17 protein-coding genes are annotated in these 25,656 nt (G+C 68.4%); 7 read left to right on the top strand and 10 right to left on the bottom strand.

Going from position 1 to position 25,656, the window contains the following annotated elements; genetic code table 11:
* Positions 1-18 precede the first annotated feature (18 nt).
* The 5 genes from UAA55_RS14025 to UAA55_RS14005 form a co-directional block, all read right to left on the bottom strand.
* Positions 19-759, bottom strand: coding sequence for a SapC family protein (locus UAA55_RS14025; RefSeq protein WP_322953483.1), 741 nt, complete (start codon positions 757-759; stop codon positions 19-21).
* Positions 756-2,357 carry a tryptophan halogenase family protein gene (locus UAA55_RS14020; RefSeq protein WP_322953482.1) on the bottom strand — a complete coding sequence of 534 codons (1,602 nt, stop codon included), beginning with the start codon at positions 2,355-2,357 and terminating at the stop codon, positions 756-758. Before UAA55_RS14020 ends, UAA55_RS14025 begins: the two co-directional genes overlap by 4 nt.
* A 65-nt stretch (positions 2,358-2,422) precedes the next feature.
* Positions 2,423-5,293: a beta-galactosidase gene (locus tag UAA55_RS14015; RefSeq protein ID WP_322953481.1), complete on the bottom strand. Its 2,871-nt coding sequence runs from the start codon at positions 5,291-5,293 to the stop codon at positions 2,423-2,425.
* A gap of 109 nt (positions 5,294-5,402) precedes the next feature.
* Complete coding sequence (locus tag UAA55_RS14010) at positions 5,403-8,132, bottom strand: TonB-dependent receptor (RefSeq protein WP_322953480.1); 2,730 nt, start codon at positions 8,130-8,132, stop codon at positions 5,403-5,405.
* Between the two features lie 670 nt (positions 8,133-8,802).
* Entirely contained in the window at positions 8,803-12,174 is a 3,372-nt protein-coding gene (locus UAA55_RS14005) for a YhdP family protein (RefSeq protein ID WP_322953479.1), read from the bottom strand.
* A 245-nt stretch (positions 12,175-12,419) separates the two neighbouring features.
* On the opposite strand from UAA55_RS14005, the gene UAA55_RS14000 reads away from it, so the two are divergent.
* Together UAA55_RS14000 and bcp are read left to right on the top strand one after the other, a co-directional pair.
* Positions 12,420-15,395: a bifunctional [glutamine synthetase] adenylyltransferase/[glutamine synthetase]-adenylyl-L-tyrosine phosphorylase gene (locus UAA55_RS14000; protein ID WP_322953478.1), complete on the top strand. Its 2,976-nt coding sequence runs from the start codon at positions 12,420-12,422 to the stop codon at positions 15,393-15,395.
* Between the two features lie 75 nt (positions 15,396-15,470).
* Positions 15,471-15,935 (top strand): thioredoxin-dependent thiol peroxidase, encoded by a 465-nt coding sequence (gene bcp, locus UAA55_RS13995; RefSeq protein ID WP_322953477.1) that lies wholly within the window; start codon positions 15,471-15,473, stop codon positions 15,933-15,935.
* Positions 15,936-15,991: 56 nt separating this feature from the next.
* Here the strand turns inward: bcp and UAA55_RS13990 are convergent, their stop codons facing one another.
* From UAA55_RS13990 to parA, 5 genes are all read right to left on the bottom strand, one after another.
* Complete coding sequence (locus UAA55_RS13990; protein WP_322953476.1) at positions 15,992-16,417, bottom strand: VOC family protein; 426 nt, start codon at positions 16,415-16,417, stop codon at positions 15,992-15,994.
* Positions 16,418-16,495: 78 nt separating this feature from the next.
* Positions 16,496-17,395 (bottom strand): helix-turn-helix domain-containing protein, encoded by a 900-nt coding sequence (locus UAA55_RS13985; protein WP_322953474.1) that lies wholly within the window; start codon positions 17,393-17,395, stop codon positions 16,496-16,498.
* Positions 17,396-17,495: 100 nt separating this feature from the next.
* Positions 17,496-18,785, bottom strand: coding sequence for a phytanoyl-CoA dioxygenase family protein (locus UAA55_RS13980; protein WP_322953472.1), 1,290 nt, complete (start codon positions 18,783-18,785; stop codon positions 17,496-17,498).
* A gap of 31 nt (positions 18,786-18,816) precedes the next feature.
* Entirely contained in the window at positions 18,817-20,079 is a 1,263-nt protein-coding gene (locus tag UAA55_RS13975) for a phytanoyl-CoA dioxygenase family protein (protein ID WP_322953470.1), read from the bottom strand.
* A 106-nt stretch (positions 20,080-20,185) separates the two neighbouring features.
* Entirely contained in the window at positions 20,186-20,854 is a 669-nt protein-coding gene (gene parA, locus UAA55_RS13970; RefSeq protein WP_322953468.1) for a ParA family partition ATPase, read from the bottom strand.
* Positions 20,855-21,063: 209 nt separating this feature from the next.
* On the opposite strand from parA, the gene UAA55_RS13965 reads away from it, so the two are divergent.
* From UAA55_RS13965 to UAA55_RS13945, 5 genes are all read left to right on the top strand, one after another.
* Positions 21,064-22,026: an L-threonylcarbamoyladenylate synthase gene (locus UAA55_RS13965; RefSeq protein ID WP_322954462.1), complete on the top strand. Its 963-nt coding sequence runs from the start codon at positions 21,064-21,066 to the stop codon at positions 22,024-22,026.
* A 101-nt stretch (positions 22,027-22,127) separates the two neighbouring features.
* Positions 22,128-22,667 (top strand): DinB family protein, encoded by a 540-nt coding sequence (locus tag UAA55_RS13960; RefSeq protein WP_322953466.1) that lies wholly within the window; start codon positions 22,128-22,130, stop codon positions 22,665-22,667.
* Entirely contained in the window at positions 22,664-24,148 is a 1,485-nt protein-coding gene (locus UAA55_RS13955) for an FAD-binding oxidoreductase (protein WP_322953464.1), read from the top strand. The genes UAA55_RS13960 and UAA55_RS13955 overlap by 4 nt, the downstream gene beginning before the upstream one ends.
* A 119-nt stretch (positions 24,149-24,267) precedes the next feature.
* Complete coding sequence (locus UAA55_RS13950) at positions 24,268-24,480, top strand: hypothetical protein (protein WP_322953462.1); 213 nt, start codon at positions 24,268-24,270, stop codon at positions 24,478-24,480.
* A gap of 87 nt (positions 24,481-24,567) precedes the next feature.
* Complete coding sequence (locus UAA55_RS13945) at positions 24,568-25,656, top strand: sensor histidine kinase (protein ID WP_322953461.1); 1,089 nt, start codon at positions 24,568-24,570, stop codon at positions 25,654-25,656.

Raw genomic sequence — 25,656 nt, 5'->3', positions numbered from 1 at the left:
CCGCCACTTTTACGCGCCTTACGGGCGGGAGGTGTGATCCACCAAGCGGATATGAAGGTCCGGACGCCCCCCGTCCCCTTGTTCGGCGCCACGCAGCTGAAGCAGCCGCTCCATCTGGTTCACCGAGGCCGCGATCAGCGTGGCCGCCGCCAAGTGCCCCTTTCGGAACAAATCCACCACCATGGGGTCCGGCAGTTCCGCCAAGGCGGACGGCGACAGGGTATAGAGCCCGCTCACCTCATGCTCGGCACCATTGGGCAGGCGCAACACGACCTCAAGCGCCCTGACCAAATCCAGTTGGACGAAACCATCCACCATGTCGTGGGCGGCGTTGAGGTCGGCCACCAGACGCCGCAACCGGACGCGCATGGCTTCGACCGCCGCTGTTGGCGCCCCATCCGTCCCGAACAAGGGCTGTCCGGGCGCGGCGAACCGGTCGCTGTCCTCGTCAACGAGCAGACCCAAGGCGCTGCCGGCATCCAGGCGGAAGCCCTCCGCCATCACCGCGTCGGGCACGTAGGTGCATCGCCACCCGCCGTCCCGCCAATAGAGGTTCCGTGGCTGGTCCAGGCTGAGAAGCGCCACCAGGGTGAACCGGCCGGTCTCGCCATCCTTGGCGACGCACAACGGGAAGTCGGCGGACGCGAGGGGGACTTCGGACAAACCGACCCAGGCGTACCGCATCGCGCGCGCGTCCGCCGTGGGGCGCATTTGGACCGTCCCGTGCCGGGTGGGGTCGAGAGGGCGATACCGCGTCATAGGCGCTGCAATCCATGTTGGCGTATGGCCCGGATAAGGCTTCGGTGGGGCGGCAAACGGGCCATCGCGTCCGAGCGCTGGGCCGCCGCCCGCGCGAACAGCCGCGCGGCGGCCCTGCGTTCCGGCCCCAGCGTCGGATGCCCGGCATACCGGGTGGGGAAGCCCATGCCGTGCAGCACATACTGATAGCTGGGCCAGGAAAACACCTCGCGATGGCGGGGGAAATCCGCCGCGCAAGGCGGGTGATGGCGCCACAATTCCAGCCGTTCGCTGAGACCGTCAGGGAACGAGGCGGGATCAAGGTTGTCTTGCCAGAAGGGCTCCGGCCGGCGGGTCAGGATGTAGTGCAGCTTCAGGAACTCGATCACCCGCGCCCAGTGGTGATGAAAGTCGGCGTTGAACTGCCGGGCGATGAGGTCCATGGCCCGCCGGGTGGCCGGCAGCCGATCCGCGATCGTGTCCATGGACAGTTCGATCAGCATCAGCGCCGACGCCTCCAGCGGCTCGATGAACCCGGCGGAAAGTCCCACGGCGACACAGTTGTTGATCCAGAAGGTCTCACGGTGGCCCGCATTGATGTCGATGCTGCGCACGGACAGCGCCTCCGCGCCGGGCCCCGCATAGGCGCGCAAGGTTGCCTCCGCCTGGTCGGCCGAGGTGTGGGCGCTGGAATGGACATAGCCGACGCCGCGCCGGCTCCACAGACCGATGTCCCAGATCCAGCCGGCGGTCTGGGCCGTCGCCACGGTGTGGCAGGCGATGGGGGCATCCTCGACGGAATAGGGAATCTGAAGGGCCAGCGCCTTGTCGGCGAACAGGTATTGGCGGCAGCTTTTCAGCGGAACCCTGTAGACGCGGTCGATCAGCACCCCTTTGAAACCGGTGCAGTCCACGAACAGGTCGCCCTGGATCATCGTTCCGTCCGCCAGGCGCAGCGACTGGATATCCCCCTCCGCTGTCCGGTCGGCGGCCACGACGTCGCCCACGACGTGCCGCACGCCCAAGCGGCCCACGGCGTGGTCGCGCAGCAGCGTCGCGAACTTGCCCGCATCCAGGTGATAGGCGTAGTTGGCCAGCCCGGCGAATTCGGGATGGGTGATGGCCTTGGGCGCCAACCCCGCGTCGCACAGCGCCCCCTGAAAATCGACGCTGTGGGCGAAGTCCCCGGCCGATGGTCCCGTCGCGGCCCTTTCCTCCCAATGGGGCGACAGGTTCACCTCGCCCGCCCCCACCGGGGGATTCAGGGGGTGGTAATAGGCGTCATCGCCCCCCCAGGTCCAACCGACGAACCGGGCGCCCTGTTTGAACACGGCGTCGGCGCTGCGGATGAAATCCGTCTCCGACAGCCGGATCTTCGCCAGGGTGTTGCGCATGGTGGGCCAGGTGCCCTCGCCCACGCCGATCGACGGCTCCGTCGGCGACTCCACCAACACCACCGTGACGCCGTCGCCCCCGGAATCGCCCTCGGGGTCCGCATTGCGGGCGGCGATACGGGCGGCGGCGATCCACCCGGCGCTGCCGCCCCCGACGACGACGACGCGACGGATGGCGTCATTTTCGCTTGTCCCAGATGGGCCTTCGGTCATGGCCTCCCTCATTCTTGGCCATCCTCTTTTGGGGTCGAACGGCGGCGGGCGCGGATAGGCCCGCCACCATTCCCGGATCACCGCCGGCTGGACGGCGCCCCCAGGCTGGATTTGTAGCTTCCGTAATTGACCAGGGAAACCTCACCTAACCCGCCCGGCCCCTCTTCCGTCTTCCAGACGGCGATGTCGATGGTGTTGTCGCCCTGGGGCAGCAGCACGCCGTTGGGAATGGGGAAGCTGCGCTGCGGTCCGATATCGGAAACGTACTGGCCCATCTGCCAACCGTTCACGAACAGGAGCGCGCGATAGTGCCCGTCTGGCGGATCGCGAAACTCCACCCCCAGCGATGTATCCTGGTCCTTGGGCAAGGACAGCGCCACATGGGTGCGATACCAGGTCACGCCCGGCGCCTGCCCGCTGGCCGGCAGGGTGACCGGCTTGCCCTGGGGCAAGGCGCCGGGCTTGAGATGCCAGCCCTCACGCTCGCCGAACAGGCCGCCCTCGTTATAGGGGCCGCGCACCGGGTCCATCGCCGCCTCGGCCCCGGCGTGGCCCTGGATGCGCCAGGAAATGGCGTGGTCGGAGGCGCCCAACGCCGCGGCGTAGGCGATGCCCCGGCCGGTCCGGTTCTCGTTGCGGCTCTGGTAGTCCTCCTCGTGCCCCATGTTGACGGTCAGGACGGAGACGACGTTGTCGCCCTTTTCGATCCAGCCCTGGGGGAAGGGGAAGGTGCCGTCGTCCCCGCGCCGCACGCTGCCCAGGAAGTGGCCGTTCAGCCAGGCGGAGAAGGCGCCGCCGGTGGCCCCGCTCAACACCCGCAGGCGCAGGCCGCGCGGCACATCGGCACCGGCGCCGGAGAAATGCCCCCGGTACCAGGTGTTGCCGGTGTGGAAGCCGTAATCATCCGCCAGCAGCACGGGGTGGGACAGCGGGTTGGTGATGCTGTTGGACGTCGTCAGATCCGCGACACGCCATGTGTGGTCGTCAAAGCCGGGCGCGATTTCCGGGGCACCATCGCGCGCCTGCCAGTCCTTGAGCGCCGGCAGGGCCACGGGCACCGGCGTCGGCAGGGTGACCGCCAAGGCGCCGTCTTCCACGCCGGACGGCGTGATCGGGATGGACGCCCCGTTCCAGGTGACGGCGACGGCGCCGGGGCCGAACACGATGGCGTCCTTGTCGGTGTCGGAATCACCGGCCAGCGCCAAGGTCTTGCCGTTGATCGCGGCCGAGCGCAGCAAGTGCGATCCGACCATCAGCACGGGGCCGGCGGCGGTCTCCGTCCGCCAAATCCGTTCCGTGGCCTGGCGATCCGCCAGCAGGATGACCAGCGGCCGGTCCCCACCGGTGACCACCACCTCCGCCAAGTCGTCATGGGTGTAGTCCAATGACAGTTGGCCGTCCTTGATCTCGCTGTGGACCGCCCCGCGCACGACCCGCGCCTGGGCGTTCGCCGGGACGCGGAAACTGGCCTCGCCCGCGGTTCCCCGGTCCCCGTACAGGACCAGGAAGTCCCGGCCGCCGATGGTGGCGGCGGTCATGACCTCCGAGGTGGAATAACGCAGGTGCTGGGCGCCGAAGGGATACCCCACGACGATCATCTTCGCCTGGCGCCCATTGATGGCCAGGGCCGTCCCCACCTTTTGGGGAACGGTGATGCCTTGTCCATCCACGGTCACGGCGAAGCGGGCCGACGATTGGGCCGTGGAGGTCGAATCCGCATGCCGGATCAGGTGGAATTGCGTCCCCGTCTCGGGATTGACGCGGGCGATGTCGACCAGGCCGCGATCTTCCAGCCAAGCCGACGGCATGGGGTCCGTCCGGGCCAGGGGCGCCGTCGTCGTCACGAAATAGCCGATACGCTTGTCCTCGTAATATTTCCCCTCGAACTGTCGGGATTCGGTGATGGCCGCCCCATAGTCGTAGGACGTGTAGTTTTGCGGGATCGCCTGCCACCCCCAGGAGGTGCCGCCGTAGAGCATGTAGAAGTTCTGGCCGGTGGCGCCCGCCGCGATATTGGATTTGTAAAAGACGTTGGCGAAACTGTCGTTGATCAGTTCCGCGCATTTGGCGTAGCCGGGCCCGCCCCATGGGTCGAACGCACCACCCTGGAACTCGGCGGTGAACAGGGGCTCCCCCTCCTTGCGGCTGCGCGCCATGTCGGGCGCGGGCTTCCAGACCGAGGGGTTGGAGCAATCGAAGCCCTGCGGATAGAAGTCCCAGCCGCTGACCTCCATGGCCCCCTTGCCCTCGACATAGGCGCCGTCATGGTTGCCGAGCAAAGGGACGCGGACGCCATCGGCCCGGGCCTTCTGCTTCAGATGCTCCATATAGGTGCGGTTGTCCTCGCCATTCAGATAATATTCGTTTTCCACCTGATAGCCGATGACCGTGCCGCCCCCGTCGACCAGTTGATGGCGGGCGATGATGCGGTCGACCTGGGTCAGCCACTCGTCGGCATGGCGCAGATACTCCGGATCGGCGCTGCGGTTGTTCACCTTCTTCGTCGTCAGCCACAGGGGCAGGCCGCCGCTGTCCACCTCGGCGTTGATGTAGGGGCTGGGGCGGGCGATGACGTACAGGCCGGCATCGCGGGCCGCGTCGAGCATGCGATCGATGTCGCGGATGCCGGTGAAGTCGTAAACGCCCTCGCGCGGGGAGTGATAGCCCCAGGAGAAGTAAATCGACACCGTGTTGAACCCGGCCGCCTTCATCTTTTGCAGGACGTCGGACCACAGGGCCGGGCTGGGCAGGCGGAAGGGATGGAATTCACCGGACCAGAGATAGACGCGCTTTCCATCGATGAGGAAGCTGTGGGAATCGAAGGTCACCTCATGCGACGGCGCGGGTGCCGCCGTCGCCTGGGGCCCGGCGGCCCATGCCCCCGCCAACGCCAGGGCCGCGACCCGATTGAACCATCCCCGTCGTTCAGCCTTCAAACGGCGCTTCACGGCAACTTCCTCCGATCGTTATTACTGGTTCGCGGTCCTGGCAACCACAGGACCGCTGAGGGATGGCGGCGGCATTCCCGCCGCCATCCGGGCAAGGATGGAAAGATCCTCAGAATTTGTAGCGGACGCCAATATCGTAGCGGGCGCCATAGTCATACCAACCGCGAAGCTGATTGGAGTAGCGCGCGGTCGTCACGTATTTCTCGTCGGTGATGTTCGTTCCCTCGAACAGGATCTGCACACCGTCCATGATCTCGTAAGAGACGCTGGTGTCCACCTGGCCATAGGGCATCACGAACAGCGGCTCGCCACCATATCCTTGGGAAATCGATGACAGGAACCCGCCACGGTGGTTGTAGGCGATACGGGCGGACAGTCCGTATTTCTCATAGAACAGCGTGGCGTTCTGGGAATTGCTGAGACCGACGATGGCGAACCGGACATTGGGCGACATGTTGCCGAACGTGCGGTCGGTGGTCACGAAGGTGGCGTTGATCTGCACGCCGAAGCCATCGAAGGGATGGGGCATCCAGTCGAAGGTGTGGACCAGGTTCACCTCGGCCCCCTGCACGTTCACCTTGCCAAGGTTGTGCGGACGCGCGGCGGCGAAGCTGGCCGTATGGGGACCGGTGATGAAGCCGCCCACCGGCAGATTGCCGGAATTGGCGATGGTGACGGTCTCGGTCTCAATGGTCGTGACGATGTAGTCCTTGATGTCCTTGTTGAACAAGGCGCCGGACAGCATGGTCGTCTGGGTCGGATACCATTCGACCGAGATGTCGACATTGGTGGACTTGTAGGGTTTCAGGTCCGGATTGCCGCCGCTCAGCTCCATGTCCGCCGGACGGAGGACGTCATAAGACGTGACCGGGCGCAGATCCCCCAGGTTGGGCCGCGTCAGGGTCTGCGATCCAGCCAGGCGCACCACCGTGTCCGACGTGGGCTTGAGCGTCAGGTTGAAGTCCGGAAGGAAGGAATAATAGCGATGGCTCGCGGCGACGGGCACGTACTGGCCGTTGTTCTGATAGACGGCGTTGTAGATGGTTGGGTCGTTGGTGACCGGCAGCAGATCGACCAGGGCGCGTGACTGGGAACCGGCGCTCATGTCCGTGACCACGTAGCGGGCGCCCAGGTTCAGCAGCCAGTCGACACCATAGACATTGCCCTTGAAATCGGTCTCGGCATAGGCCGCGTAGACCTTTTCCTGAACGAAGTCCGCCGGATTGGCCACGGAATTGAACCCATTGCCCTGCGACTGCGATTGCAGGTTGGCGGCCGAGGTCCCGGGGGCCAGGTTCTGGGCGGCGTCCAGCGCCGCGAGCGCGGCCGGGCTGCTGAGATAGGCAAGGTAGGCGTTGGGGTCGTAGGCCAGGAACGACGTCGGCAGGTTGCCGCCCAGGCCCTTGACGGTGAAGGTGGACAAGAGCGACGACGGCGTCAGGGTGGGATAGCCGCAGTACAGGCAATTAACGTTCAGCGTGCCGGCGCTGAACGTCGTGCGCTTGCGGTCGGTGTAGCCGAACCCGCCGCGCAGGGTGTGAAACAGGCCGTAGTCCGGCGTCCAATCGAGGTCGAGCTTGGTTTCGGTGACCCGGTCGACCACGTCGTTGCCGGAACGCTGCGCCAGGTGGGTGTAGGCGCCGTTGGTGTTGGTGGTGGCACCCGGCGTGAAGCCGTAAACCGACGGCAACTCACCCACCGCCCCTTCGGTGAAGCTGTAGGTCGTGGGCACGCCGGTCACGGTGAAGAAACTTTTGCCCGCGCCATCGTTATGCGCCCGCGACGCCGTCGCATCCAGAACCACATGCAGCGTGTCGGTGGCCTGCCAATCGGCGTTGAGGCCGCCTTCATACGTGGTGGTGTCGCGCATGCTCGACTGGTTGATCATGTCGGCGTGACCGGCGGTGGTCAGCGACGTGACGGTGCGATTGGCGTTGATGGCGGCGGCGGTGTACTGGGACGGTTCGAACCACAATCCCAAGGACTTGTTGTCACCGTCGTCCTTGAAGTGGTCATACAGGCCGTCGACCGTGATGGTCAGGTCGCTGTTGGGCTTGAACTGGCCGACCAGGGTGGCGCCCAGCCGCTCACGATGATCCAGGGAGTTGTTGACGTTGATGTTTCGCGGCGCATAGACGTCCTGATACAGCGGGGCGGACGCGGGCCCGACGGCGACGTTCGGCAGATAGCCGTCGCTGGTCACGCTGTTGATGGAAGGACTGCGCTTTTGATAGGACACCGAGGCGAGCACGCCCAGCTTGTCCTGGGCGAAGGTGTCGCTGAGCAGCGCGAACGCCTGCGGTTGCTTGTCATCGCCGGCCGTCTCGAAATTCTCCTTGAGCGCGACGACGCCGTGCGGCCCCGGCAGATCGAAGGGACGGGCCGTATGCAAGTTGATGGTGGCGCCGATGGCGCCTTCCTGAACGCGCGCGACGGAGGTCTTGTATGTGTCGGCCCCGCTGATCAATTCGGCCGGCAGCAGGTCGAAGGAGAAATCCCGCCCATAGCTGTCGTTCGCCAAGGTGCGGCCATTGAACAGCACGGTATTGAATTGCGGACCCAATCCGCGAACCGTGACTTTCTGGCCCTCGCCGCTGCTGCGGTCGATGGAAATACCGGGCACACGCTGCAATGACTCGGCCACGTTGGCGTCGGGGAACTTGCCCAAATCCTCCTGCGCGATCGAGTCCATGATCAGGTCGGCATCGCGCTTGCGCTCAGCGGCACTGGCGATGCTCTTGCGAATGCCGGAGATGACGATGTCCTGCAGGTCGCCCCCATCATCGGCACTGGCGCCCGGAACCAATTCCGCCGCGCGAACCCCAGTGCCGGCCGCCATGCTGAAAGCGGCGCCGATGGCAACAGCGCAAACAGACTTATAAAGCCCCTCTTTACGGCCCCGGCGCCGAATCTTGTTCATAGCCACTTTTTACCCTCCCGATTTATTCTCATATTCTTGAATAGAAGGCAGAATTACTTCACATCGCCCGCGGATTTCCGCAAACGATATTGTTATCGTAGTTGTCAGGGACAGCTACGACGCAGCCTTCGCCGACGTGAGCCTGTCCGGCCCTTCATTTGCGAAAATTGAAAACCGACCTGAGAGGAATACCGGACCACAAGGCCATCAGCCCTCTTGAAAGGCGTCGACCATCCGAAGTGCGTCCGACATCACACCGGAAGCCACCAGGCCTTTTGATGCCATTTGTCGACATGGCATTTCCCTCCCCGCTTGTCGCCGATTTTGATTCATGCGGCTTATTTGTAATCTTACTTATATGATTAATGGACCAGCGACGCAATACCTTTAGGGGCATTGTCGCGACCAAAAACACTAATGCATTGAAACTTCGCGACTATCGCGCGATTCAGACCCGCCGGGAAAGCGTTGCGATGGCAAACCATTCAGGGTCGGAAAGGGCGGACGAACGGCCCCGTCGACCCCGGGGATGGGCGGGCGAGCCTGGCAACTTGGCCATGCACAGGCCGTCAATCGGGCACGAGGGCCGTTACTTCGGCCCTTCACCGCCGGCGGAAGTCCCGCCGCCGGCCTTGCCCGAGCCTTTCCGGGGGGCGGGCCTGGCCTCCGGCTTGCCATCTTCGTCCGTAGGGGACAGGAAGAACAGGTTGCGCAGGAAGCCGGGGGCCAGGACGGCCAGGGGGTTGACCGACACGTCCAGGTCGTCCAGCGGGCCCTTCACCCGGTATGTCGCGGATAGCAGGCCCTGCCCCTCGCCCCCCGTCAGGAGGTCACCGACGATGGGGATGGCGCCCAGCAGCTTGTTGAAGGTGCTGAAGGGCACGATGGTACCCTGAAGATCGGCCATGCCGCGGCTGAGGTTGATCTCCCCTTCCATGGTCAGGCCGATGGCCGCACCCGAGGTGCGTACGTCGTGGAAGCTGACGCCGGTGTCGGTCCAGTGGAAACCGCCTTCCAGCTTGCTGAAGGTGATGGGGGCGCCGCTCATGAAGTCGGAGAAGCCCTGAAAGCTGGCGGCCGACAGCAGGCGCGCCATCACCGGCGCCTCCACCACCTGGTAGTCGGTGACGTCCAGGGTGCCGTCCACCACCTCATGCGGGTCGCCAGGCGTGCTGTGGCCCTTCACCACCAGCTTGCCGCCGCGCAGATGGTCCAGCACGTCCAGCTGCTGCAGGGCCGCACCCGCGTCGTCGGAGGTGATGGTCAGCGCCATGGCGTTGCCGTCGGGCACATAGCGCAGGGCGAGGTGGCCGGCGTTATCCTTGCCGACCCGCGTGTCCAGCACGACGGAGCGCCAGCTGCGGCCCCGGCGGGCGAACTGGCCCTTGCTGGCGCCGATCTCGCGCCCGCCGTTGGCCGTCACCACCTTGTCGAAGTTGAAGTCGATGTCCAGCGGCGGCCGGGCGTCCAGCGCCTTGAGCTCCGCCTCCGTCAAGGGCCGGCCGTTGCCGCCGCCGCTGGCGGAGCGGCGGAAGGGCCGAGCGTCCATGGACGGGCCGGCCGCCTTGATGCGCATGCCGCCGGCATCGTCCACGTCCACCGTCATGGCGGCGTCGGTGCGGCCCTGGCGATAGCGGTCCACCGCGATGTGACCGATGGAGAAGTCGTGCTTCAGGTCCATACTGCCTGACGCCTCCATCCCATCCGACTTCAGCTGGAAGCGGGTGACATGCAGGGGACGGCCCTGGTCGAAGCCCACCTCGACGTGGCCGGACGCCGGCACGCCCGTCACCTTACGCCAGTCCATCAGGGACACGGCCAAAGCGGACTTGGTCAGGTCCAGATCGGCCAGGATGGTCTCCTGATGCTGGGCGTCGCGGGTATAGACCATGCTGACGCCCACGGGGCCGCGCACCCAGTCGGGGAAGTCCAGGTGGAACAGCTGGCGGTCGCGGTCGGTGGCGGTGGCCAGCAGGGCGACACGGGTGCCGATGGGCGCCTCCGCCGGGAAATTCTCGCGCCACAGGATGCGGGCCGGCATGCCGTTCAGGCGGGCGGTGCCGTTGGTGTCCATGCCCTTGTTGTCCAGCACCAGGTTCAGGTCCCCGTCCGACGCCTTGATGTCGGCGACGATGCCGTCGGCCGCGACGTTCTTCAGGTGCGCCTGCACGCCCAGCTTCACCTGGTCCATCTTCAGGGTGGCGACCAGCGGGAAGTCGAAGCGCAAGGTCATGTCGGCCGTGCCCGCCACCGTGGCCGGCACCAGGCCCACCTTCCTGGCGTAGCCCAGGGGCGGGGTGTCGATGACGGTGAGCGCGGAGGAGATGGGGCCGCTGACCGGCAGCGTCATTTCCATCTTCTGCGCCGTCTTGTCCAGGCCGGTGATGTCCAGGCGGGAGGTGCCCAGCGCCAGGTCCAGCAGACGGCCCTGCGTCAGCTCGATGCCCAGGTGCCCACCGTCGAAGGTGGCGGTGCCGCCCACATCCTTCACCTTGGGCAGGCCGTCCATGTAGTTCACGGTGGCGCCGGAAAAGGCGAAATTAGCCGTCATCCGGCTGGGCACCATGTCCGACAGGTCGGCCGGGGCGCTGCCCTCCAAATTGAAGGTGACCTTGTCGAAGGCGCCGTCCGACAGGTTCTGCATGATCCAGGCGCGCGGCTTGGGCAGAGCGTCCAGGGGCCACAGCGCATCCAGCGCGTTCAGCGGCACGGACTTGACTTCGGTGGCCAGGGTCACGCGATAGCTGCCGTCGTCCCGCTTCACCCCCCTGCCCGTCAGTGTGACCGTGGATCCGGGGGCGGCGCCGTTGGCCCCGGGCAATGTCAGGTTCAGGTGATTGAGGGTCAGGCCCCCCGGCTCCAGCCGCGCCTGCAGGTCCAGGTTGGCCACGGCCAGCGGCGCCTTCAGCCGGCCCGGCAGGGTGACCGTGCCGGCGGTGCCGCTGAGCGCCACGTCGAAGATGCGGGGGGAGAAGTCGGAGGCGAGGTCCAGCGTCACCGTGCCGGCCAGGGGCATGTCGATGCCGCCCACCGCCGCCAGCACGCCGTCGGACGCGCGGGTGACGCGCGCCAGATCCGCCGGGCTGACGCCGGAGAAATGGGCCACGGCGCTGACGGTGCCATCGGCTAGGCGATAGCCCAGGTCGGCCGCCACCTGCGTCATGTGCCCGCCCAGGTCCACCACCAGCTGGGCGTTGCCGGTGATGCCCCGGCGGTCACGGGTCAGGAAAATGTCGGCCCGGGGGGCGGACCACACCAGGCCCAGCTGGCGGTTGTCCACCGACAGCCGCGCCTCGGACACCACCAGCTTGGTCAAGGCGCCCAAGGGTTCCAGCGGATCCGGCGGCCGTTTCAGGGCGCTGATCAGATCCGCCATGAAGTCGTTGCCGTCGTCGGTGTCGTCATCCGACATCAACGCCAGGCGGAACCGGCCGTCCACCTCGCGGATGGCGTTCAGACGGGGCCGGACCAGGACGATGCGGGTGGGCGCCAGGCGGCCGTGCAGCAGGGCCGGCACCGACAAGGCCACGCGGAACTCCGGCAGCGTCGCCACCGTGGCGCCGCCCGTGCCGGTCAGCACCACGTCGTCGGCCAGGATCTCCACCGTGGCGCCCTTGACCGCCCTGGCCAGCATCACCTTGTGCACGGAGATGTGGACGGGGCCGCCGGAATTCACCGCCTGCTCAAGATAGGGCGCGAACCAGGAGATGGGCATGGGCCCCCGGCTGAGCCGCCAGGTCAGCAGGCCTACCGTGACCAGGGCCACCAGCAGCAGGCCCGCCGCCAGTTCCAGGACGACCAGGGCCGTGTGGCCGATAACGCCCCGGCGCTTGCGCGCCCTGCGCGGCGACTTGGGCGGCGGCGGTTCGGTGGGCCCGGCGGGACGCCGGCCAGGCACGCGCAGCCCCATCGCCTGTTCGCCGCCACCCTCGAGGCCGGACGCCTGCGTCCCGGTCGACACCTCGGAAGGCGCCTCGGCGGGGGGGATGGGCGGGATCGGACGGGGCAAAGGCTCAGACTTCCGGCATGGCTTGACCGCGTTGCGGGCCCTTGGGCACTCTGCCCGGGGAACCCACAACCGCGAAACGGCGAACAGCGAACGGGGCCCCGCCCCATCTCTTGTCCAGTCCCAGCAACATAGGGTCACGATGGACAGGTTTACACGGGGGCAAGACCCGTTTCCTGGCATAGCCCGGTCAGACATCCATGTTCAATGCGAAATCCCTACCCCAAGCGGCAGATACCGAACTTCTGGCCCGCGGGCTGGAGTCCTGGCAGCGCCGGGCGGAGGAGTCCGGCGACGCGGATCTGGCGGAATTCGCCCGGACCTACGCGGCCGACGAGGCGGGTGGCGCCCTGCTGCGGGCCATTTTGGGCAACAGCCCCTTCCTGGGACAGGCCTTGCTGAAGGAACAGTCCTTCTTCCGACAGGTGGCCACCGCCGGTTTCGACGCCGCCTTCATGGACATGCTGGAAGGGCTGTGGGGTGATGTCGGCGGGCCGACCACCACCGACCGTCTGATGAAGGCCCTGCGCGTGGCCAAGCGCCGCGCCGCCCTGCTGATCGCCGCCGCCGACATCGCGGAGGCATGGACGCTGGAGCAGGTGACCGGCGCGCTGAGCCAGTTGGCGGAGGCGGCGTTGCGGCTGACCGCGCGCCACCTGTTGCGCCAGTTGGCTGCCAAGGGGGACATCCGACTGCCCGACGCCGAGAACGATCCAGAGGCCGGCAGCGGCCTGATCGTGCTGGCCATGGGCAAGTTCGGGGCGCTGGAGCTGAACTACTCCAGCGACATCGACCTGATCGTCCTTTACGACGACGGCGTGGTGCAGGCCCGCGACCCGGATGAGATGACACGCACCTTCGTGCGCCTGGCCCGCGACCTGGTGCGCATCATGGAGGAGCGGACGGTGGACGGTTACGTCTTCCGCACCGACCTGCGCCTGCGCCCCGATCCCGGCGCCACGCCCCTGGCCGTCTCCGTCTCCGCGGCGGAGGCCTATTACGGCAGCTTAGGCCAGAACTGGGAGCGGGCGGCCATGATCAAGGCGCGGCCGGTGGCGGGCGACCGCAAGGCCGGCCAGGACTTCATGAGCCTGATCCGCCATTTCGTCTGGCGCCGCAACCTGGACTTCGCCGCCATCCAGGACATCCATTCCATCAAGCGCCAGATCGGGGCCCACAAGGGCCATCGCGACAAGGCGGTGAACGGCCACGACATCAAGCTGGGCCGGGGCGGCATCCGCGAGATCGAGTTCTTCGCCCAGACCCAGCAGCTGATCTATGGCGGGCGCGACGCCCACCTGCGTACCCCCGCCACCATGATGGCGCTGGACGCCTTGGTGGCCGCCGGCCGGGTGGGCGAGGACGCGGCGGAGGATCTGAAGGCCGCCTACCGCTTCCTGCGCCGGGTGGAGCACCGGGTGCAGATGGTGGACGACCAGCAGACCCACAAGCTGCCGGTGGACGACAAAGGGGTGGCGGCCGTCGCCACCTTCCTGGGCTATGCCGATCCGGATGCCTTCCGTACCGAGCTGCTGGCCACCCTGGGCCGGGTGGAGGACCGCTACGCCGCCCTGTTCGAGGAGGCCCCGCCCCTGTCCGGTCCTGGCAACCTGGTCTTCACCGGGACGGAGGACGACCCCGACACCATCACCACCCTGCGGGGCCTGGGGTTCCAAAACCCTTCCGCCGTGGCGGCGCAAATCCGCGCCTGGCACCATGGCCGTTACCGCGCCACCCGCAGCACCCGGGCGCGCGAGCTGCTGACGGAACTGGTGCCCAGCCTGCTGGCGGCCCTGGGCGGCACGGCCCAGCCGGACCAGGCCTTCCTGAAGTTCGATGAGTTCCTGAACCGCCTGCCCGCCGGTGTGCAGCTGTTCAGCCTGTTCTACGCCAACCCCAAGCTGCTGGAGCTGGTGGCCCTGATCATGGGCACGGCGCCGCGCCTGGCCGACAGCCTGTCCCGCCGCCCGTCGCAGCTGGACGCCGTGCTGACCCCCGGCTTCTTCGACCATTTGCCCGATGCCCAGGAATTGCGCCAGGGCCTGTTCCGCCTGCTGGCCGACGCCCACCACTTCGAAGAGGTGCTGGACCTGACGCGGCGCTGGACCAGCGACCAGCGCCTGCGCGCCGGCATCCAGATCCTGCGCCACCTGACCGATGGCGACCGGTGCGGCCCCTTCCTGACGGACGTGGCGGAAACCGCCCTGGCCGTCCTGCATGAGCGGGTGGAGATCGAGTACAGGCCCCGCCATGGCTGTTTCGAAACCGGAACGGATGGGGGTGCCGGCATGGCCATCCTGGGCATGGGCCGCCTGGGCGCCGGCTCGCTGTCGCTGGGGTCGGACCTGGACCTGATCACGGTCTATCAGGTGCCGGATGGGGCCGACCAATCCAATGGGCCCAAGCCGCTGTCGCCCAGCGAGTATTACATCCGCCTGACCCAGCGCCTGATCAACGCCATCACCGCCCCCACGGCGGAGGGCGCGCTGTATGAGGTCGACATGCGGCTGCGGCCCTCGGGCAACAAGGGGCCGCTGGCCGTCAGCCTGGACGCCTTCATCCGGTATCAGCGGGAAAGCGCCTGGACTTGGGAACACATGGCGCTGACCCGCGCCCGGGTGCTGACCGGCCCGCCGGCCCTGCGGGCGCAGCTGACCGAGGCCATCCGCGCCGTGCTGGTGCAGCGCCGGGATCCGGACAAGCTGCTGGCCGACGTGGCCGACATGCGCGCCCGTGTGGACCGGGAGCACCACACCAAGGACCCCTGGTCGGTGAAGCATGTGCGCGGCGGCATGGTCGACATCCAGTTCCTGGTGCAGTATCTGACCCTGCGGCATGCCGCCGATCATCCGGGCATCCTGGACCCCAACACCACCGGCGCCCTGACCCGCCTGCGCGACGCCGGGCTGCTGGACGCGGCGGACGCCGACGCCCTGATCGACATCCACCGCCTGTGGCGCCGGGTGCAGGCCTTCCTGCGCCTGACGGTGGCGGGGGAGGTTAAGGTGGCCGAGGCGCCCCCGGCCCTGCGCCTGGCCCTGGCCGAAGCCGTGGGCGACGGCCTTGACTTCGACGCGGCGGAGGCAAAGATCCGGGCCGCGGCCGCGCAGGCCCACGCCCTCTTCCAGAAGGTGGTGGAGGAACCCGCCGGCCGCCTGCCGGCGCCGGCCGCCTGATCCAACCGGCGGGCTGGGCCGTATCAGCGGCGCACCGTCATAAACCTAGGCCCGAACCCAGGAAGGAAAAGCACCATGGCCGTTGAGGTCGGAACCCCCGCCCCGGATTTCACCATGCCCACCGACGGGGGCGGCAGCGTCACCCTGTCGTCCCTGAAGGGCCGTCCGGTGGTGCTGTATTTCTACCCCAAGGACGACACCACCGGCTGCACGGCCGAAGCCTGCGGCTTCGGCGAATCCCTGCCGCATTTCGAAAAGGTGGACGCCACCATCATCGGCGTGTCCAAGGACAGCGTGGCCAGCCACGACAAGTTCAAGAAAAAGTACAACCTGCCCTTCACCCTAGCGTCCGACGCCGACAGCGACGTGTGCGAACGCTATGGCGTGTGGGTGGAAAAGAACATGTACGGCCGCAAATACATGGGCATCGAGCGCGCCACCTTCCTGATCGACAAGGACGGCCAAGTGGCCCAGGTGTGGCGCAAGGTCAAGGTGCCCGGCCACGTCGACGCCGTGCTGGCGGCGGTGAAGGCGCTGTAAGCAGAGGTAAGGCGGCGGGCCGGATACGCCCGCCGCTGGTCATCAAAGCGCCGTCCTCAAAGCGGCGCCCAAGGATCATAGGTGCCGAAGCTCCAGCTGTTTCCTTCCGGGTCGCGGGCGTGGTAGCCGCGGCCGGGGTAGCCTTCATTGTCGTGCGGCGGGGTCACGATCTCCGCCCCGGCGGCGCGGGCGCGATCGTGGTGGGCGTCCAGGTCGTCGACGATGATGTAGACGCACGCCGTGACGCCCCCAGCCTCCGCCGCCGTTTTCCAGCGATAGGCGTCGGTTGACAGCCCGGGCCGGGCTGATCCCAGCATGACCATGCCGTCGCCCAGCGTCAGCTGGGCGTGGTGGATGAGGCTGGGGTCCTGGTCGTCGGCGTAGACGGCGTGGCGTTGGAAGCCGAAGGCGGCGCATAGGAAGTCGATGGCGGCCGGCGCATCCTGATAACGCAGGCAGGGAATCAGGGAACGGGTGGGCATGGGGGCTCAGTCTCCTGTCAGGCGGCGACGATGCCGCTGGCCCGACCATAGGGCCGAACGGCGCGGCCTGGATTGGATCTAAATAACCTCCACCATCCCGGCCTCCACCAGGCCGCCGCCGTCCGGAAGGGACTGGGCCAAGTATTGCCCCGGCGTCAGCCTGGCGAACTCCCGAAATTCCCGGATCATGTGCGACTGGTCGCAATAGCCGGCGTCGATGGCGATGCCGGCCCAGCCGCCGCTGCCCTCATCCGGCGGCCCGGCCCCCAGCCGCTTGGTCAGCGTCTCGAACCGCATCAGGCGGCGGTAGGTGCGCGGCCCCACGCCCAGCGCGTCCTTCACACGGGCGGCGAGATGCTTGGCGCTCCATCCGATGTCCCGCGCGATGTCTGCTATGTCCAGGTCGGGCCGGTTGCGCAGCAGGGCCAGCGCGTGCGTCTGGGCCCCTGGTAGGGCGGGCATGGCGGCGAAGCAGCGGGTCAGCGCGTCGTCCAGCGCGGCCATGCGGCCGGTCCCGTCCGGCGCCTCCGCCAGCGCCTGGCCCAGCCGCGTCCCCGCCGGGCCCAGGACGGCGTCCAGAGGCACCGCGCGGTCGACCAGATCCGTCAACGGGCAGCCCAGCAGGCGCCGCAGGCTGGCGAGCGGCAGGAAGACATGCATCCCCGCCTGGGTGCCGCCCGACCGGGACAACGCCGGCGCCAGGTGGGCGCCGGCCACGAAGCCCTCCCCGGCCCGCAGGGTGACCGGCCGCCCGTCGCCGCCCACGATGCCGATCGGTTCCGCCAGGTTGACGATCAGCACGGCCTGGGCGTGGGGCAGTTCCCGGCGGGTGGTGAAACTGGTCCGCTCACGATAGTCGGCATACCCATCCACCAAGCCCGACAGCACCGGCGGGGGCGCCAGGTTGGCCACATGCCAGGCGTCCCGCGGGCCGTCATGGCGGCGGATGGACAGCAGGCGGGAGGACGGAACGGTCATGGACGGGCCCCGACAGCGCGGCTGCCGGCCAGCTTGGCACAGAACGCCCCGGCTGGGGAGGGCCCGGCGCCGACGCGCGGGCGTCCCGGTCCGCCAGCACCTACTTCAGCGGATAGTCGAACACGGCATAGTGCCCGCCATGGTCGAACCGCCGATTGGGCATGTCCGGGCGATGGTTGATGCCGGTGTAGTGGCCGATCAGCGACCGCCGCTCCACCCCCGGGCGGTTCGGCGCCGAGCCGCGGTGCATCAGCCGGCCGTGCCAAATCAGCACGTCGCCCTTTTCCCCCAGGAAACGCCGCGTTTCCACCCCCTGGGCCGCGATCTCCGCCTCGATGGCGGGAGTGACGAAGCGTTCCGTCAGATGGGGCCAGGAGGCGCTGCCGGTGGTGCCGGTGACGCGGTCGCGCTCCGCCGCGGACAGGAACTGCCGCACCTTCTCCCCCTGCAGCAGGGGCCAGCGGTGGGAGCCGGGCACGTATTCGAACGGCCCGGAATCCGGGTCGATACGGTCCAGGGCGATCCATACCGCGGCGTACCAGCCGTTGACGAAGGGCGGGCTGAGATATTCGTCCTGGTGCCAGTTGCGCTCGGTCGAGGCCCAGCCGGTGAGGTTCAGATGCAGCATCATCTCCTCCCCGATCAGGCCGTTCATGATGGCCATGAGCGGCGGGTGCAGGCAGATGCGCCGCAACTCCTCCACCTGCATATAGGGGGTGGGGGTGATCCAGCCCAGCGCCCGGTCCACCTGTTCGCGCCGTTTGATATAGGGGTCCAGCAGGTCGTCGTCGAGGAAGCCCTTGAGCAGGACGACACCCTCGCGCCGCCATTGCCTCTGTTCGGGGGTCAGCGCGCCCTCATCCACCGCCGGCTGGTCCAGGGGCGGCAGGCCCTCAGGGTCCGGATGGTCGCTCAACATGGAAAAGCGGATGCCGCCGCTGGCGTCCGGCGGCGTGCCGTAGCACAGGGCGCCCAGGGGCGGCCGGTCACCCAGCGTGCGGGCCAGGGCCAACAGCGCGGGCGTCAGCGCCTGGGCGTCCGGCGCCTCGTCCGCCTCGGCCACGAACAGCCAGTAGACGGGGCCGCACCCCATGGGGAACGCTGGCACGGTGACGCGGTCACAGCGCAGGTCGCCGTCGAACAGGCCATCCGGCGTGCGTGACACCAGCGGGCCCTGGCGCGCCAGACCGGTGGCCTCGTCGACCAGCAGGGCGTGCAGCTTACGCTCCGCCCGGCCGCCCCGGATGTCGCCCGGCACCTCCACGACCTCCAGGTTGGCCACCCGCGTCACCACCCGCTCTACGATCAGCAGCGGCGGAAGTGCGGCCGCCGGCGTGGCGACGGCGGCGGGATTCGGCCGGCGGCCGAGGAGGCGGGACAGGAGGTTCATGGGGAAGGCCGGCTCATGGAGTGGGGGGAGGTCATATCAGGGGGGTGTGGAACACGGCGTACTGTCCGCCCCCTTCGAACCGGCGGTCCGGCATATCGGGGCGGTGGTTCACGCCGGTGTAGTGGGCGATGAGCGACCGCCGCTCCAACCCCGGTTGCCGCGCGGGGGAACCACGATGCATCAGGCGGCCGTGCCAGACGAGCACGTCACCTTTTTCCGCCAGGAAGGCGCGCTTTTCGACACCGCGCCGGGCGATCTCCGCCTCCACGATGGGCGCGACATAGGACTGGGTGACGCTGGGCCAGGCGTCATAGCCGCTATCGGTCACGGCGGCGAGGCGCCGTTCCTCATCCGTCATGAACTGGCGCACGCGCGCGCCGCGCAGCAGGGGCCAGCGGTGGGAACCGGGGATGTATTCGAAGGGGCCGGCATCGGGATGGATGCGGTCCAGCGCGATCCACACGGCGGCGTACCAGCTGTTCACGAAGGGCGGGCTCAGATACTCGTCCTGATGCCAGTCGCGCTCGGTGGACACCCAGCCGGTGAGATTGAGGTGCAGCAGCATCTCCTCCCCCACCAGGCTGTTCAGCAGGCCCATCAGGGGCGGGTGCAGGCAGATGCGCCGCAACTCCTCCACCTGCATGTAAGGCGTGGGGGAGCGCCAGCCCCCCGGCCGGCCCACCTGCTCACGCCGCGCGATGTAGGGATCCAGCAGATCGTTGGGCAGGAAGCCCTTGAGGATGGCCACCCCCTCTTCCCGCCATTGCCGCTGTTCCGGCGACAGCGTGCTTCCGTCCACCACCGGTTGATCCAGGGGCGGCAGGGTGGCGGCCGGCGGCTCGTCGCTGATCATGGCGAAGCTGAGCTGGGCGCGGTCCAGGCGGGGGCCGTCGCAGCCCACCGCCAGCAGCGGCCGCTGCCCCAGGCTGGCGGCCAGGGCCAGCAGGGCCGGCACCAGCGGGGCGGGATCGGCCTCGCCCAACGGTTCGACCACGAACAGCCAGAAGGCGGGGCCCGTCCCGTCCGGGAATTCCGGGAAGGCGATGCGATCGACGCCGGGAGCGGACTGGGTGATCTGCCCCACCCGGACCTCGGCCCCCGCCTCATCCATGACGATGGCCTGCAGCGGCCGCCCGCCGCGGATGGCGCGCAGGTCACCGGGCACGGTGATGGCGTTCAGCCGGTGGATGAAGGCATGGAACGGTTCGGCGATGACCACGTCCGGCAGAACCGGCGCCGCCACCTCCACAGGTGCGGGCGAACGGCGCGAAAGCAGGCGCGACAAGATTTGCATGGCAACCCCAACCCAGCGCCGCCCAAGCCCCCCAGGCGGCTGGTCGGGTATACACCGCCGCGCGCGCCCCGTGCAATGAAGGCACCCGCGCGGATGCAGCCCAGCCTCAGGCGCTGGCGCTGCGGGTTCCGGACACCAGGGTACCGCCCAGCCGGGCCAGGATTTCGCCGGCCAGGGCGGCGATTTCCTCCGACCCCTTGGCGCGGCGGTCGGTTTCCTGCAGCGACAAGCCATCCATCATGGCGCCGGCGAAGCCGACGCGGTTGCCGATGGCAGCCTCGGCCATGGGCACGCCCAGGCCCGCCACCGCCTCCGTCAGCCGGTTCGCCAGCTTGGCGCGGGGCGGCACGCGGTTCAGCGCCACCAGCACCGCCCGCTTTTCCGCCTTGGCCATCTCCAGCGTGGGGCGGGTGGCCCACAGGTCCATGGGGCTGGGCTGCACCGGCACCACCACCAGGTCGGCCACGCGCACGGCGATGCGCGCCTCCGTCTCGGCATGCGGGGGGCTGTCGACCACCACCACGTCATGTTCCCGCGCCAGGCGTTCCACCTCTTTCTGGGTGCGCCAGCCGTTGATCTGCATATGGGTCAGACCGGGATCGTCCAGGGCCTGGGCGCGCAGGCCGAACCAGGCGGTCAGGCTGCCCTGGGGGTCGATGTCCACCACCGCCACGCGCAGCCCGGCCAGCGACCAGGCGACGGCCAGCTGGATGGCCAGCGTGGTCTTGCCCGCCCCGCCCTTCTGCTGCGCGATGGTGACGACGTGCCCCGCCATGATGGCTCCCCCTTTCAGGAATGACCGTGGCCGGCAGTGTGGACCCGGCGGAGGTGGCGGGCAAGTGTGCAGTGCACAATGGGTGATGCCCCAAAAGGGGAGGCCGGCCCTGCGGCCAGTGCCCTTGGACCGGGCGGACGGGTGGGCTAGATAGGGTGACCCCTTTTGCCAGGTGCCGCCCCGTGACCGAGTCCCATACAGCCCCCGACATGTCCCCGCCCACCAGAGAAGCGCTGGAGCGCGCGTCGCAGGCGCTGGCCGGCGGCAAGCTGGTGGCCTTCCCGACGGAGACGGTCTATGGCTTGGGCGGCGACGCCGGCAACGACCAGGCGGTGGCCGACATCTTCGCCGCCAAGGGCCGCCCCAGCTTCAACCCCCTGATCGTCCACCTGCCGGATGTGGCGGCGGTGGAGCGCTACGTCGTGATGGATGAGCGGGCGCACCAGATGGCCGACCTGTACTGGCCCGGCCCCCTCACCCTGGTCCTGCCCCGACGGGCGGATGCCGCCCTGTCGCTGCTGGTCAGCGCCGGGCTGGACACGGTGGCGGTGCGGGTGCCGCGCCATCCCACCGCCCGCGCCCTGCTGCAGGCCAGCGGCCGGCCCATCGCCGCCCCCAGCGCCAACCGGTCCGGCCACGTCAGCCCCACCGCCCCCGTCCATGTGCGCGAGGAATTCCGTGATGGCGGCGGCGGCCGCCTGGCCCTGATCCTGGCCGATGGCCGCTGCCCGGTGGGGGTGGAGTCCACCGTGCTGGACCTGTCGGGCGAGCACCCGGTGCTGCTGCGCCCCGGTTCCATCACGCCGGAGGAGATCGAGGCTGTGCTGGGCCCCATCCAGCGCGCCGCGACCCCGGGCACGGGCATAAAGGCGCCCGGCATGCTGGAAAGCCATTACGCCCCGGGCCTGCCGGTGCGGCTGAACGCCTTGAACGCCGCCAAGGATGAAGCGCTGCTGGGCTTCGGCCCCGACCGCTTCGTGCTGGGCGGGGCGGAGCGGCTGAACCTGTCGCCCACCGGCGATTTGAACGAGGCCGCCGCCAACCTGTTCGCCATGCTGCGCAAGCTGGACAAGCCCGGCCTCAGCGGCATCGCCGTCATGACCATCCCCGACGTGGGCTTGGGCCTGGCCATCAATGACCGCCTGCGCCGGGCGGCCGCGCCCCGGCCCTAAGACGGAACCGGTTAACGGACCACACCGTTAGCACTTGATCACAGCGGGCGGGAGCGGACACTCTGGCGCCAAACGCCCCTGGCTTCCCCGAGGTCCCGCCCATGGCCGATCCCCGGCACATCGTCCTTCTGGCCCAGTACAACGCCTGGATGAACGCCAAGGTGCTGGAGGCGGCGGCGCGCCTGCCGGCCGAGGCCCTGACCACCGACCGGGGGGCCTTCTTCCACTCGATCCTGGGCACGCTGAACCACCTGATGGTGGGCGACCTGTTGTGGCTGCGCCGCTTCCGCACCCACCCCGCCGGCTACACCACCCTGGACCCGGTCATGGACTTGCCGGTGCCCACGCGGTTGAACGAGGATCTTTATCCCGATCTGGCCAGCCTGGCGGCCGACCGCCAGACCATGGATGCCGCCATCAGCCGTTGGGCCGCCTGTGTGCGCCCTTGCGACCTGAACCACGTCCTGGCGTACACCAGCAGCGCCGGCAAGACCTGCGCCCGCCGTTTCGGCGACTTGATCGTGCATTTCTTCAACCACCAGACCCATCACCGCGGCCAGGCCACCACCCTGCTGACCCAGGCCGGCCAGGACGTGGGCGTCACCGACCTGGTGGCCCTGATTCCGGATGAAACCCCATGAGCCCCCGCCTTTCCGCCGTCGCCCAAGCCTGCCTGGCAGCCCTTTCCGAACTGCTGGGTCCCAGCGGCTACATCACCGACGCGGAGGCGCAAGCCCCCTATCTGGCGGAGGCGCGCGGCAACGCCGTCAGCACCCCGCTGGCCCTGCTGCGCCCGTCGACCACGGAGGAGGTGGCCGCCGTGGTGCGCCTGACGGCGGAGGCCGGCATCGCCCTGGTGCCCCAGGGCGGCAATACCGGCCTGGTGGGCGGCGCCCTGGCGGCGGAGGGCACCCTGCTGCTGAACCTGGGCCGCTTGAACCGCATCCGCGAAGTCGACCCACTGGACCATACCATGACGGTGGAGGCCGGCGTCATCCTGGCCACGGTGCAGCAAGCGGCCAACGACGTGGATCTGATGTTCCCCTTGAGCCTGGGCGCGGAAGGCAGTTGCACCATCGGCGGCAACCTGTCGACCAACGCCGGCGGCATCCTGACCCTGCGCTACGGCAACGCCCGCGCCCAGGTGCTGGGGCTGGAGGTGGTGCTGCCCGACGGGCGGGTGTGGAACGGCCTGCGCCGCCTGCGCAAGGACAACACCGGCTATGACCTGAAGCACCTGTTCCTGGGCGCCGAAGGCACGCTGGGCATCATCACCGCCGCCACCCTGTCGCTGGTGCCCCGGCCACGCCAGATGGAAACGGCGCTGGTGGCGGTGCCGGACGTGACCGCCGCCCTGCGCCTGCTGAAGCGCCTGCGCCAGGCCAGCGGCGACGCCGTCTCGGCCTTCGAGATCATGCCGCGCTTCGCCATCGACGGCGCCGCCCGCTATCTGGGCGAACAGAACGACCCGCTGTCGGAGCCGTCGCCCTGGTACATCCTGACGGAGCTGACGGCCGGCACGCCCGGCGACGCCCTGCGCGACACGGTGGAGGCGGCCCTGGCCGAGGCCATCGAGGCGGGGGAGGCGACGGACGCCACCCTGGCCGCCAGCGGCGACCAGCGGCAAAAGCTCTGGCGCCTGCGCGAGGGGTTGCCGGAGATCGGGCGCAAGGTGGGCGGCGCCCTGCATCATGACGTGGCCGTGCCGGTCAGCCGCATCCCCCAGTTCATCGAGCGGGCCGACCGGGCGGTGGCGGAGTTGAGCCCCGGCGCCCGGCCCTACCCCTTCGGCCATCTGGGCGACGGCAACATCCATTACAACATCGCGCGCCCCGACACGGACGACCCCGTCGACCGCGAGGCCTTCCTGGCCCTGGGCGAAAAGATCATGCGGGCGGTGCACGACGTGGTGTTGGACCTGGACGGGTCGATCAGCGCCGAGCACGGCATCGGCAACAAGAAACGCAACGAACTGGCCCGAGCGCGGTCAACCCTGGAAATCGATTTAATGGCAAGCTTGAAACGTCTGCTGGATCCGCGCGATCTCATGAACCCGGGAAAATCTTACCCCAATAGACAGGATTTGGCGCCAAAACCGGGCGCCGGCATAGGCCAACACTGACCTTTGGCGTCAATTGACGGCGACTCGGGGGGCATGAGACCCTTGGTTGCAGAGATAAAGGAGTCCGTGGCGTCCCCGTGTTTGATCCGGCGGCCCACCCCAAGAGAGGGAGAGAGCCTATGCCTGGCAAGACCTCGACCCCCATTGGCCCCCATACCTCCCCAATGTCCCTTTACCTTAGGCTGCTGCGGGGTGGTGCCACGACAGGCCGAGCCCCCCTGGCCCATGACACCGATGCGCCCGTGTCGGTCCCGCCGCAGATGGCGGGTGGCGTCTGTGGTGGCCAGATGATGGCCGGCCGGTCGGAAGATCCGGCCCTGGTGCATTTCTGACCACGCTATTTCTGACGGCTGTATTTCCAACGATCCTAGCCATCCGCAGTAGTGCGTTCGGCCGAGGCGACTGTATGATCGGCCGCCATGAAGCCGTTCATCACCACCTTCCTGTCCCTGCGGCAGCGATCGGCGCCCGTCCGCTATACCGGAGCCGCCTTGCTGGTGTGCCTGTCGTTCGGCGTGCGCATCGCGCTGGACGACGTGCTGGATGGCTATCCCGTCGTGCATTTCTTCCCGGCCCTGGTGCTGGGAACGCTATGGTTCGGGGTGGGGCCGGGACTGCTGGCCGTGGCCCTGAGCACCACGCTGGCCCTGCCCTTTTTCGCCCCCGCCGACGACGTCATGCCCTGGACGCAGCAGCTGGCCACGCTGCCCGACCGGTTGGCCGCCCTGCCGCCCAAGGGTTGGGCCGGGCCCGCCCTGTTCGTCGTCATCAGCCTGGTGGTGGTGTCCATCATCGCGGCATTGCATGACGCCCTGGACACCTTGGCGGCGGGAGAGCAGCAGCAGGCCATGCTGTTGCGCGAAATCTACCACCGCATCCGCAACGACCTTCAGTCCGTCTCCAGCTTGCTGATGGTGGCGGAAAGCCGGGCGGGCGCCATCGAGGCGGGAGAGCTGGCCAAGGCGGGGGAACGGGTTCGCGTCCTGGGGCTGGTCTATTCCAGCCTGCAGCGGTTGCAGCGTGAACCCTTCGTGCCGGCCCGCGCCTTCCTGGGACAACTGGTGGAGAACCTGGCCGCCGCCCATGTCGCCGGCCGGCCCATCACCTTCACCGTCGAGGTCGAGGATCTGAAGCTGCCGCAGCGGGCGGCCGTGACCCTGGGCCTGGCCGCCAATGAGCTGCTGACCAATGCGCTGAAATATGCCTTCCCCGACGGGCGCCGCGGCACCGTCGCCGTGCACCTGGCGACGGAAGGAACCCGGTGGGTGCTGCGGGTGGAGGATGATGGCGTGGGCTTGGCCCACTGCGGACCCAACGGCCAAAGCCCGGCAACAACGACCGGGTCGGCAGAAGATTCCGATGCTTATAGGCCGCGGCGCGCCGGCCTGGGCCATTTGCTGCTGGAACAGCTGGCGCGGCAATGCGGCGGCCAGTTGGGGCAGGTCAGCGACGGCGGCGTGAAGGCCTGGATGGCGGTGCCGGTGACACCGGACGCCCCAGGGCCTTGA

This window comes from Nitrospirillum guanabarense (assembly GCF_034653355.1).
GTDB lineage: Bacteria > Pseudomonadota > Alphaproteobacteria > Azospirillales > Azospirillaceae > Nitrospirillum.
Note: the sequence above shows the minus strand (reverse complement) of the source record. Positions and strands in the feature narration are given on the sequence as shown.